At 62.1% G+C, this 10,742-nt stretch carries 10 protein-coding genes; 5 read left to right on the forward strand and 5 right to left on the reverse strand.

The genetic code is table 11. The features are described 5' to 3' along the window. Positions 1-79: 79 nt before the first annotated feature. The 4 genes from EIC84_RS19530 to EIC84_RS19545 all read right to left on the reverse strand — a co-directional run bounded on the left by EIC84_RS19530 (position 80) and on the right by EIC84_RS19545 (position 5,084). The gene (locus EIC84_RS19530) at positions 80-1,594 is read right to left on the reverse strand and encodes a sigma-54-dependent Fis family transcriptional regulator (RefSeq protein ID WP_050788998.1); all 1,515 of its coding nucleotides are present in this window, start codon (positions 1,592-1,594) and stop codon (positions 80-82) included. Positions 1,595-1,782: 188 nt separating this feature from the next. Further along, the gene (locus EIC84_RS19535) at positions 1,783-3,300 is read right to left on the reverse strand and encodes a tripartite tricarboxylate transporter permease (protein WP_003068815.1); all 1,518 of its coding nucleotides are present in this window, start codon (positions 3,298-3,300) and stop codon (positions 1,783-1,785) included. Beyond that, the gene (locus EIC84_RS19540) at positions 3,300-3,893 is read right to left on the reverse strand and encodes a tripartite tricarboxylate transporter TctB family protein (RefSeq protein ID WP_003068813.1); all 594 of its coding nucleotides are present in this window, start codon (positions 3,891-3,893) and stop codon (positions 3,300-3,302) included. The genes EIC84_RS19535 and EIC84_RS19540 overlap by 1 nt, the downstream gene beginning before the upstream one ends. A gap of 225 nt (positions 3,894-4,118) precedes the next feature. Then, on the reverse strand, positions 4,119-5,084 hold the full coding sequence (locus tag EIC84_RS19545; RefSeq protein ID WP_003068811.1) for a tripartite tricarboxylate transporter substrate binding protein: 966 nt from the start codon (positions 5,082-5,084) through the stop codon (positions 4,119-4,121). A 135-nt stretch (positions 5,085-5,219) separates the two neighbouring features. Between EIC84_RS19545 and EIC84_RS19550 the strand changes: the two genes are divergently transcribed. From EIC84_RS19550 to EIC84_RS19575, 5 genes are all read left to right on the forward strand, one after another. After that, entirely contained in the window at positions 5,220-5,921 is a 702-nt protein-coding gene (locus tag EIC84_RS19550) for a response regulator (RefSeq protein WP_003068809.1), read from the forward strand. After that, positions 5,918-7,393 carry a sensor histidine kinase gene (locus tag EIC84_RS19555; RefSeq protein WP_003068806.1) on the forward strand — a complete coding sequence of 492 codons (1,476 nt, stop codon included), beginning with the start codon at positions 5,918-5,920 and terminating at the stop codon, positions 7,391-7,393. Before EIC84_RS19550 ends, EIC84_RS19555 begins: the two co-directional genes overlap by 4 nt. Before the next feature lie 32 nt (positions 7,394-7,425). After that, positions 7,426-7,866, forward strand: coding sequence for an RNA-binding S4 domain-containing protein (locus EIC84_RS19560; RefSeq protein WP_034362959.1), 441 nt, complete (start codon positions 7,426-7,428; stop codon positions 7,864-7,866). 12 nt (positions 7,867-7,878) lie between these two features. Next, positions 7,879-8,646 (forward strand): hypothetical protein, encoded by a 768-nt coding sequence (locus EIC84_RS19565; RefSeq protein ID WP_003068800.1) that lies wholly within the window; start codon positions 7,879-7,881, stop codon positions 8,644-8,646. A 287-nt stretch (positions 8,647-8,933) separates the two neighbouring features. Continuing rightward, positions 8,934-9,746 (forward strand): DNA/RNA non-specific endonuclease, encoded by an 813-nt coding sequence (locus tag EIC84_RS19575; RefSeq protein WP_003068796.1) that lies wholly within the window; start codon positions 8,934-8,936, stop codon positions 9,744-9,746. A gap of 65 nt (positions 9,747-9,811) precedes the next feature. Here EIC84_RS19575 and EIC84_RS19580 read toward each other — a convergent pair whose 3' ends face one another. Beyond that, positions 9,812-10,558 carry a 16S rRNA pseudouridine(516) synthase gene (locus EIC84_RS19580; protein ID WP_034362957.1) on the reverse strand — a complete coding sequence of 249 codons (747 nt, stop codon included), beginning with the start codon at positions 10,556-10,558 and terminating at the stop codon, positions 9,812-9,814. Positions 10,559-10,742 lie beyond the last annotated feature (184 nt).

Below are 10,742 nucleotides of genomic sequence, written 5' to 3' on the forward strand. Positions count from 1 at the left end.
TCCGGACTCAAATTAGATATTTTTTATAACTATAAAAACAAACCAAGTCCTACTCACCAAGGGCAATCCCTAGCATGACTCAGAAATTCAGCTTCTCGAGCCGGTCGTAGAGCTTGGCGCGCGATATGCCGAGCGTCCTTGCAACGGCCAGCTTGTTGCCTCCATGGGCCTGCATCGCGGCCCTTATCGCACGGGCTTCTAGCTCGGCCATTTGCTCGGCAAGCGGCTTGAGCAAATCGCCTGCCGCAGCCACGGGTTCCTGCGCCAAGGGCGGCCGATGCGGAACCTGCAGCTCTACCCCGGACGAGCGCAGCACCTGTGCCAGCAGGCCGGCATCGATGTGCGAGTCGTCGCAGCGCATGGCTGCCTGCTCCAGCACATTGCGCAGCTCGCGAATATTGCCGCGCCAGGCCTGTGCGACCAGCAATTCCAGCGCCCCCTTTCCCAGCTCCGGTGGAACCATGTCGTTGCGCAGCGCCAGGTCCTCGCAGAGCATTTCCACCAGGGCCGGGATATCGCTGCTGCGCTCGCGCAGCGGCGGCACGCGCACGGGCAGCACATGCAGCCGGTAGAACAGGTCTTCCCGGAAGCGCCCGTCGCGCACCATCTGCAGCAGATCCCGAGAGGTGGCGGCCACCACGCGTACATCGAAATGCACGATCTGGTTGGAGCCCAGCGGCTCGATCTCTCCCTCCTGCAAGGCCCGCAGCAGCTTGGCCTGCAGACTGGCGGGCATGTCGCCGATTTCGTCGAGAAACAGGGTGCCGCCATCGGCGAGCTTGAACTTGCCATCGCGCGTCTTGCGGTCGGCTCCGGTGAATGCGCCCGGAGCCACGCCGAAGAATTCGGCCTCCAGCAGCGTTTCGGGAATGGCCGCGATATTGACGCTCACAAAAGGACCGCCAGACCGCGCCGATGCGGCATGGATGGCATGGGCCAGCACCTCCTTGCCGGTACCGGTCTCGCCCAGCAGCAGCACCGGACTCATGGACTGGGCCGCCCGTCGCGCCTGGCGCTTGACCTCGACCGCAGCTGGACTACTGCCCACAAAGCTGGCAAAGCTGTATTTGCTGCGGCGCGAACCCTGCACGGACGCCTGCAGGCTGCGGCTGCGCTGGGCAGCCAGCTCGCGCCGCGCTTCATCGAGATCGCGCTGCAGCATCGCAAACTTGCTGATCAGCGGCTGCAAGGTTGTCTCGGGCTGGTCGAACAGCACAATGCCGATGGCACCGATCACGCCACCTTCATCGTCATGCAGCGGCAGGCGGCTGACGACAAAGGTTCCGGCGCTATTGGTCAGCAGATCGATCAGGACCGGCTTGCCGGTCTCCAACACGCTGCGCATCTGCGTGTTGGGGATGACCTCCTCCACCTTATGCCCGAGAAAATCGCCCACACCGGCTACTCCCAGGCGTGGCAAAAAACGCTCGTAGCCTTTGTTGACCCAGACAATGCGCCCGCTTCTGTCGACCAGAAACATACCCTGGCTCATTGACGAGAACAGCTGAAACATGGACCGTGCCGCCAATGCATAGATACCGTCGGCATCGTCGGGCAGCTCGCAGGCGAAATCGTTGGGTAGCCGTTGGCTCATTTCCATCATTGCGCCATGGTAGGGCGACATTGCCCCAAAACCATCGGCACAGACCTCCAGCTAGTGCATTCAAAGCAATGCTTTAGCCGGCCTCCATAAAAAAATCCCCTGTTCAGCTCACCGAACAGGGGATATGAATGCAACGGGCTCCATGCGTACAGCACCCGCAGCAGGCTAGGAAACGGGACTCAGGCGGCGCTTGCCTCCCGGGCCTGCTTGGCCTCCGACAGGCGCTTGAGCACGCGGGGAATGATCAGTACGGCCAGCACGATGATGATCAGCGTCAGCGACATGGGACGCTGCAGGAAGATCCACCAGCTGCCTTCGCCGATCGACACTGCATTGCGCATCTGCGCTTCCGCCAAGGGGCCGAGGATCATGCCCACCACCACGGGGGCGGTGGGGAAGTCGAAGCGGCGCATGATCACACCGAGCAAGCCAATGCCGTAGAGCAGGAACAGATCGAACGCGCTCTGGCGCATGCCGTAGGCACCGACCGTTGCAAAGATCAAGATGCCGGCATACAGCTGGGGACGCGGAATCTTCAGCAGCTTGACCCACAGACCCACCATGGGCAGGTTGAGCACCAGCAGCATCACGTTGCCGATGTACAGCGAGGCAATCAGCGCCCAGACCAGGGCAGCCGAACTGGTGAACAGCTGGGGGCCGGGGTTGATGCCGTAGTTCTGGAAGGCGCCCAGCAGCACGGCCGTGGTGTTGCTGGTAGGAATGCCCAGCGTCAGCAGCGGAATCAGGGCTGCGGTCACGGTGGCATTGTTGGCAGCTTCCGGACCGGCCACGCCTTCGATGGCGCCCTTGCCGCCGAACTCGGCCTTGTCTTCGCCCTTGGCCAGCTTCTTCTCGGTCGCGTAGCTCAGAAAGGTCGGGATCTCGGTGCCGCCAGCGGGAATGCAGCCAAACGGTGTACCCAGCAGCGTGCCGCGCATCCAGGCGGGCCAGGAACGCTTCCAGTCACGCTTGGTCATGTGCACACGGGTCAGCTTGTTCTGCGACTCCTCGACCTTGCCTTCATACATGGCGGCATACAGCACTTCGGCCACGGCAAACAGACCCACTGCCACCAGCACAATGTCGATGCCGTCCAGCAGTTCCATCTTGCCGCCGGTATAGCGCGCGGCACCGGAGATCTGATCCATGCCGATGCAGCCTGCAGCCAGGCCGACAAACAGCGCCGTCATGCCGCGCAGCGAGCTTTGGCCCAGCACGGCGCTCACAGTGGTGAAGGCCAGCACCATCAGCATGAAGTACTCGGGCGGGCCCAGCTTCACGGCAAAGTCAGCGACATAGGGAGCAAACAGGGTCACCACCACTGTGGCAAAGGTCCCCGCGACAAACGAGCCGATGGCGGCGGTTGCCAGCGCCGCGCCCGCTCGGCCGCTCTTGGCCATCTTGTTGCCCTCCATGGCCGTGACCATGGACGCCGTTTCGCCGGGCGTGTTCAGCAGAATCGAGGTGGTCGAGCCGCCATACATGGCACCGTAGTAGATGCCGGCAAAAAAGATCATGGAAGCCGTCACATCCACCTTGGCTGTGATGGGCAGCAGCATGGCCACTGCCACGGCCGGGCCGATACCGGGCAGCACGCCCACAGCCGTACCCAGGGCACAACCCACCAGAGCCCACAACAGATTGACGGGCGTGATGGCGGTGGCAAAGCCTGCCATCAAAGCATTGAAGATATCCATTACAGCCACCCCGTCTGAGTCAAGCCAGGCAGATTGATTGCCAGGAACTGAGTAAACATCCAGAAAACGGGCGCTGAAATCAGCAAGCCAGTGATCACATCCTTCACCCAGGTACCGATTTCAGAGGCCTGAGGCTGATGCGCGGCGCGGCGCAGGCCTTGCACGGCCAAGACATAGCAAATCGTGCAGCTGAAGATAAAGCCGACGGTTCCAATCAAAGCCGCATTGATCAGCAGGCCTGCAGAAACCCAGACAAAAGACAATATATCGGCCTTGGCATGGCCGCCAGGATCCGCCGCATGGCGAAAGCCGCCGCTCCGAGCTTCCCAGATCAGCAACGCACCGCAAACGGCCAGCACGATGGCGCACAGCCAGGGCAGAAAGTTGGGGCCAACGCCACCATAGCCCGAATCGGAAGGAATCTGCAGTGCGCCGACAGCCAGGCCGACAGCGACCAGCAGCACGCCCGAACCGACAATGGTTTGTGCTCTTTTGGACGGTACATTGGGGCTTTGCGGCTCATCGGGGTCCGCATAGGCCGAAACCTGTGCGGCCTCCGCTGCCCGGGCCAGATCTTGGAATGAATCAGACATGATGAATGTGTTTGATTTCAATGGTTTTCGGAACCCGTCAGAGCAAACTTGCCAGCAGCTCTCACGGCATCATGGGGTTGCACAAACCCTGGCTTGCGCCGTCAGGGGCAGGCCATCAATCAGTGCGGGGGAAAACAGCAGGACACAACGCGATCAGGGCTGAAGTCGCCAGCCCTGTGCCATGTCCTGAAAAGGCCGCTGCAGAACGCAGCGGCCTGGAGATCATCAGATCATGCCGGACTTGGCCATGGTGGCGCGCAGGCTGGCGAACTCGTCGTCGACGAACTTGCCAAAGGCATCGCCGCTCAGCCAGGCAGGTGTCCAGTCGTTCTTCTGCAGCGCTTCAGCCCAGGCCTTGCTCTTGGTGGCTTTCTCAATCTGGGCCACCAGCTCGTCGCGCTGGGCCTTGGAAATGCCGGGCGCGCCATACACACCGCGCCAGTTGCCGATTTCCACATTGATGCCCTGCTCCTTGAGCGTGGGAATGCTGGACGCCGCACCCTTGAGGCGTTGAGCCGAAGTCACGCCGATGGGCTTCATCTTGCCGGTCGCGATGTACTCGGCAAACTCGCTGAAGCCGCTGCCGCCCACGGTGACGTTGCCGCCCAGAATGGCGGAGATCGCCTCACCGCCCCCACGGAAAGCCACGTAGTTGATCTTGGCGGGGTCCACACCCACTTCACGGGCGATCATGGCAGCAGCAATGTGTTCGGTGGAGCCGCGCGAGCCACCGCCCCACTTGATGGAGCCAGGGTCCTTCTTGAGCTGGGCCACCACTTCCGCCATGTTCTTGTAGGGCGAATTGGCGGGCAGCACAAACACGTTGTACTCGCTGGTCAGGCGTGCCAAAGGCGTGGCCTGGCTCAGGTTGACAGGAGGCTTGCCGGTAATGATGCCGCCCAGCATCACGGCGCCCATGACCATCATGGCATTGGGATCGCCCTTGCTGCCGTTGACGAACTGGGCCAGACCGATGGCGCCGGCAGCGCCGCCCTTGTTATCATAAGTGACGGAAGAAGCCACACCTGCGTCCTGCAAGGCCTTGCCCAGGGCACGGCCTGTCGTGTCCCAGCCGCCACCAGGGTTGGCGGGCAGCATCATCTTGATGGCTGCCGCTGCCTGGGCCGACAGGGGCAAAGCACCGGCCGCCGCCAGGGCTGCCAGAGACTTCAGAAACGTATCACGACGCATGATGTACTCCTTATGTAGTTGGTGAATGCAATCATGGACAGCCTGCCTGTCAAACGGCTGTCCAATCACCTAGGGCTATCCCTTAAGCAAGCCCGGTAGTTTCACGACTTGTCTTCGCATTCGCAGCGCAGTGCTATGTTCGGCTGCATGCAATTACTGCTTGTTGAAGATGATTCCGCCATGCGCACCACGCTGCAGCGCACCCTGATGCGCCGCGGGCTGCATGTGGATGTGGCGGCCGACGGCCCCAGTGCCCTTGCTCACTGGCAGACCCGCGAACCCGATGCCGTGGTGCTGGACCTGAGTCTGCCCGGCCTCGACGGCCTGCAGGTGCTGGAGCGCGCCCGGGCCCTGGGCCTGCGCACACCGGTGCTGATACTGACGGCACGTGGCACCGTGGGCGACCGCGTCATGGGGCTGAACGCCGGTGCCGACGACTATCTGGCCAAGCCCTTTGACCTCGACGAACTGGAAGCACGCCTGCGCGCCCTGCTGCGCCGCAGCCAGGATAGCTTCACCCCCAGATCGGCCTCTGAAGTTATCACCCTGGGCGCATTGCGCTATGAAAAGGAAAGCGGCGCCATTTATCTCGACGACAAGGTTCTGGAGCTGACCCCGCGCGAGCTGTCCATGATGCATGCGTTGCTGGCCCGCCCAGGCCATGCGGTCACCAAGGAACGGCTGTTCAGTCTGGTCTTCCCCGGCGAGGTCGATGTGCAATACGAGGCCGTGGAAGTCGTGGCCTACCGGCTGCGCAAAAAGCTGGGCGGCACCGGCGTGCAACTGGTCACGCTGCGCGGACTGGGCTATCTGGTCAAGGCCGAGGCCGCGGCATGACAGCCGCTGCGGCCAAAGCGCGGCCCAAGACAGCCTGGTCGCTGCGGCGCCTGCTGCTCACCGGCATCTTGCTGCCTGTGCTGGCGCTGATTGCCCTCAACGCCTGGAGCCTCTATCAGCAAACCCTGGCATCGCTGCACACGGCTTACGACAGAACCCTGCTGGCCTCGGCCAAAAGCATCAGCGAGCAAATTGGCGTCACGGGATACGACGATCAGGCACAGTTGCGCGCCATCGTTCCCTATTCGGCACTGGAAATTTTCGAGGCTGACAACCAGAGCCGCATGTTCTACCGCGTCTCCACGCTGGACGGACAGTTGATCTCCGGCTTCGAGGAACTGCCTGTCTGGAACGGCAGGATTCCACAGCGCCCGCCCTATGCGGCGCTGGTGGACTTCTACGACGACGAGTTTCGCGGCCACCCCGTGCGCGTGGCCGTGCTGCTGCAGCCGGTTGCCAGCGCCGACGGACGCGGCATGGCCGTGATCCAGGTGGCCGAAACCCTGGAACTGCGCGAATCCCTGGCCTTGCAGATTCTGCGTGACACCTTGATTCGTCAGGCCCTGCTGGTGCTGGTCGTCGCCCTGATCGTCATCATCGTGGTGCAGCGCGCCACCCAGCCCATACGCCAGCTCAGCCAGGACCTGCAGGGCCGTGCCCAGGGGGATCTGAGTCCGCTGGCTGCGCCCGAGGTCCCGCGCGAAGTCCAGCCTCTGCTGGAAGCCACCAACCAGACCATGCAGCGCCTGCAAGGCCTGCTGAGCAATCAGAAGCGCTTTGTGCGCGACGCCTCGCACCAGCTGCGCACGCCGCTGGCCGTGCTCAAGGTTCAGGTCCAGTCTGCCAAGCGCGGCGATATTCCACCGGCCCAGGCCTTTGCCGAGATTGACGACACGGTGGACCGCGCCACCCGCGTCGCCAATCAGATGCTGGCCCTGGCCAAGGTCGAGCAGCTGCGCCAGGAAGACAGCAACCAGAACAGCTCCATGCTCGCCCAGCTCGACGATATCGTGCGCGACGTGGCGCTGGAGCTGTCACCGCTGATTGCCGATCACGACATGGATTTCGGCATCGAAACCCAGGCCTGCTGCGTGGCCGCCCATGAATGGATGCTGCGCGAGCTGACCCGCAACCTGCTGCACAACGCCATACGCCACACCCCCAGGCACGGGAGTCTGCAGGTCGATGTGCGCGCGCACGATGGCATGGCGCAGCTGAGTATCGAAGACAGCGGCAGCGGCATCGACGATGAACTGGCCCAGCGACTGTTCCAGCCCTTTTCGGCGGGCAATACGCGCAGCGGCTCCGGCCTGGGCCTGGCCATCTGCCAGGAAATCGTGCAGACCCTGGGCGGCCAGATCGAGCTGCGCAACCTGCACGACGGACTCGGCCGCGTGCGTGGCCTGCAGGCGCTGATTCAGCTGCCCCTGCACAATGGCGATGCCCAGGACATGGATACTGCTCTGACTTGAATCGCCATCCCTTCACGCCGCAAAATACCGATATGAGTGAAACTGAATCCATGCGTCTGGACAAATGGCTGTGGTGCGCGCGGTTCTACAAGACCCGCAGCCTGGCTGTGGAGGAGATTGGCAAAGGCCGGGTCACGGTCAACAACGCCAATGCCAAGGCCTCGCGTGAAATCCGCCCGGGCGACCACATCCACCTGCGCCAGGGCAATATTCCCAGGGAAGTCATAGTGCGCGGGCTGAGCGGCATGCGCGGCCCGGCACCCGTTGCCCAACAGCTATACGAGGAAACGGCACAAAGCATTGCCCAGCGCGAACAGCTGGCCGAGCAGCGCCGTCTGGCACCCGAGCCCGCCGAAGCACTGGCGGCCCAGCACACCGGCCGCCCCACCAAGCGCGACCGCCGCGAAATCGATCGCGTGCGTCAGGACCGCAGCGGCTGGGGCGACCGCTGGAGCGCTTCCATCGATGACTGAAAACCTTCGCCCATGAAGCGCAGGCTGCTGATCTCCACACTCTCCACCCTGGCAGTTGCGGCAACCGGCGGCTTGAGCTGGTCGTGGCTGCGCAAGCGTCAGGGCAGTACCGAACGTCAAGCCGTGATCCAGACGGTCTTCAGCCAGGCGCTGCCGCCGCTGAGCGCCCAGCATCTGCAGCTGATGCGCCTGCTGCGGGTGCGGTGGATACCCGTAGAGTCTGGGGCACCCGGCTTCGATCCCGTGCAGCCCTTTGGCGGCGATCTGTCCACCCTCGACACGGCCCAGCAAGTGCTGCGCAGTCACGATCCTGCTCTGGCCACCCGGCTCCTGACCGAGGTCTGCCTTTGGCTGCCGCAGTTTGTGGCCACCGCCACCTTGGCGCCCGGTCGCTATGCCTTGCCGCCCGACTTCTCAGGTCAGGCGCCAGACAGCAGCTTCGACTTTCGCCCCGAACACCTGACGCTGCTGCATGCCGCCCTGTGGCGTGAAGTCGGTACCGATGACCTGCCTTATGTCTTGGCCGAGGAGAAGGACGGCCAGGCGATCTGGCCCTTGCCCTATATCGACGGCAAGCGCCCGTACGGCGACCGCAGCTACTATCAGATCGATATGGCCGACATTCTGGGCAAGCCCTATGCGAGGAACGCACAGGGCCAGTACATCTTGCCGCCTCAGAAAGATGAGGCACTCAAGCAGCTGCATCTGCAGACCCGAGCCGCACTTCAGATCCTGCTCATGCATGGAACGCCCTCAGGGATCCGAAGCTTGGCGACGTAAGCAGGGACAGGACATCCAGCCTTCATAAAATATGAGCACTTAGCGCTTTATTACAAAGCTTTTCAGGAAACTTTTACCTTGAAAAGCTTTCAAAGCTTGCGCAAGCAGCTCTTATTCAAGTAGCAATCAATCATCCTCGATGACGGCCAGACTCGCTCTTGCGCCTGGGCTGCTGGCACTCTTTTCATCTCCCTCGGCCTTCTTCGCGCATGTCTTCCGCTTTTTCAGCACCGCTTTCCTCTTTCTCCTCACGAGTCCCGCTATGGCTGCGCCATGCCGGCATCGCAATGCTGGCCATCAGCAGCGTGGCCTGCTCCGCCAGGATGCCTGCGCCCTCGGCAACGGCCAGCCCCGCACCGCTCATCCAGATCAGCAATCCCACGCGCAGCACCCAGGGCTTTGAGCAATGCCCGCAGTTCTTTGCCAATGGCAAAGCACCCGTGCTCAGCGATCAGCCCAAGCTGCGTGCGCTGTGCTATGACGCGTTTGCCGTGCTGCACAGCGGCCAGAGCAAGACGCCCGTCTTCGTCGCTCAGCGCCTGAACAAGGCTCTGGTCGCCGATGCCGACGAAAAACGCACCAACAAGTTCTACAGCGATGCCCGCCTGCCCCGCGATGAACGCGCCGAGCTGGACGACTACAAGCGCTCCGGCTACTCACGCGGCCACATGGCTCCCGCTGGTGACATGCCGAGCGCACAGGCCATGGCCCAGAGCTTCTCGCTGGCCAATATGGTGCCCCAGTCCATCAAGCAGAACGGCGGCCCCTGGGCCCGCATCGAAAAAGACACGCGCAGCTATGCGCAGCGGGCTCAGGGCGATGTCTACATCATCACCGGCCCGGTCTTTGAGGCCGGTGCAGCCTCCGTCGGCCACAACCAGGTGCGTGTGCCCAGCTTTCTCTACAAGCTGGTTTATGACGCTCAGAGCCAGCGTGCCTGGGCGCACTGGCAGGCCAATGATGACGCAGCCCGCGTCACCGAGCCCATCAGCTATGCGGAGCTGGTACGCCGTACCGGCATCGAATTCCTGCCCGGCGCTGCGCTGCAAACTTCGGGCCAGCTCCAGCAGACGTCCATGCTCCCTGCGCAGCGGCACTGATTTCCCCTGTCGCCAATCAAAAAGCCTGCTGGCGCAAGCCAGCAGGCTTTTTATCTTGCTTTGTCTTACTTGCCCGGCTTGAACAATTCCAGCTCATCCGCCGTAAGCCAGCGCCATTGGCCGGGTTCCAACTCTGCGGGCAACTCCATGCCGCCGATTCTTCTGCGATGCAGACCTTCGACCCGGTTGCTCACAGCCGCAATCATGCGCTTGACCTGGTGATACTTGCCCTCGGTCAGCGTCAGATCCAGCACATGGCTGTCAACCTGCTCGCAGGCCGCTGCCTTGACGGGCTTGGGATCATCATCGAGTACGACACCATCCAGCAGCCGCTGTATCTGCTTGGCATCCACCGGATGCTTGCAAGTCACTCGATAAACTTTGGAGACATGCTTTTTGGGCGACGACATGCGATGGATGAACTGGCCATCATCGCTGAGCAGCAGCATGCCCGTCGTATCCTGGTCCAGACGACCCACCGCCTGAACACCTTGCACCGCCCCTTTGTTGGGTCGCTGACGCAGCGGAGCCGGTAGCAAGGTATAGATGCTGGGATAGGCCGATGGCTTTTGCGAGCATTCGGTGCCGGCTGGCTTGTTCAGCAGCACATAACCCAGCTCGTGATACTCCCACTCCACGCCTTGCACCCTGAAACGCAGACCTCCGGGATCCACCTGCTGGGTGGAATCCAGGATCTTCTCCCAGTCAGAAGTCTGCGGGTTCCACAGCTCCACCCAGCCTTGCTGCACCAAGCCGGAGCAGACACGGCGAATGCCAAAGCCCTGTGAATACAACATGTCCTGCAGCTGCATGCTCATCCTTTCCATGTCCACTACTGCGCAAGCAATATCAAGAATACCGATTGATCAAATAAAAAACCCCGTAATCTTTCGACTACGGGGTTTTCACTGTAAGAGCCTGACGATGACCTACTTTCACACGGGAACCCGCACTATCATCGGCGCAAAGTCGTTTCACTGTCCTGTTCGGGATGGG

Origin of the sequence: Comamonas sp. A23 (genome assembly GCF_004522605.1) — a bacterium.
GTDB classification, from domain to species: domain Bacteria; phylum Pseudomonadota; class Gammaproteobacteria; order Burkholderiales; family Burkholderiaceae_C; genus Comamonas; species Comamonas thiooxydans.

Bases quoted from the DNA above. Each gene is read 5' to 3' on its own strand.
- EIC84_RS19565 (WP_003068800.1), top strand. From the start codon at position 7,879: ATGAAGCGCAGGCTGCTGATCTCCACACTCTCCACCCTGGCAGTTGCG.
- EIC84_RS19540 (WP_003068813.1), bottom strand. From the start codon at position 3,893: ATGTCTGATTCATTCCAAGATCTGGCCCGGGCAGCGGAGGCCGCACAG.
- EIC84_RS19580 (WP_034362957.1), bottom strand. From the start codon at position 10,558: ATGCAGCTGCAGGACATGTTGTATTCACAGGGCTTTGGCATTCGCCGT.
- EIC84_RS19575 (WP_003068796.1), top strand. From the start codon at position 8,934: ATGCTGGCCATCAGCAGCGTGGCCTGCTCCGCCAGGATGCCTGCGCCC.
- EIC84_RS19530 (WP_050788998.1), bottom strand. From the start codon at position 1,594: ATGAGCCAACGGCTACCCAACGATTTCGCCTGCGAGCTGCCCGACGAT.
- EIC84_RS19550 (WP_003068809.1), top strand. From the start codon at position 5,220: ATGTTCGGCTGCATGCAATTACTGCTTGTTGAAGATGATTCCGCCATG.
- EIC84_RS19545 (WP_003068811.1), bottom strand. From the start codon at position 5,084: ATGCGTCGTGATACGTTTCTGAAGTCTCTGGCAGCCCTGGCGGCGGCC.
- EIC84_RS19560 (WP_034362959.1), top strand. From the start codon at position 7,426: ATGAGTGAAACTGAATCCATGCGTCTGGACAAATGGCTGTGGTGCGCG.
- EIC84_RS19555 (WP_003068806.1), top strand. From the start codon at position 5,918: ATGACAGCCGCTGCGGCCAAAGCGCGGCCCAAGACAGCCTGGTCGCTG.
- EIC84_RS19535 (WP_003068815.1), bottom strand. From the start codon at position 3,300: ATGGATATCTTCAATGCTTTGATGGCAGGCTTTGCCACCGCCATCACG.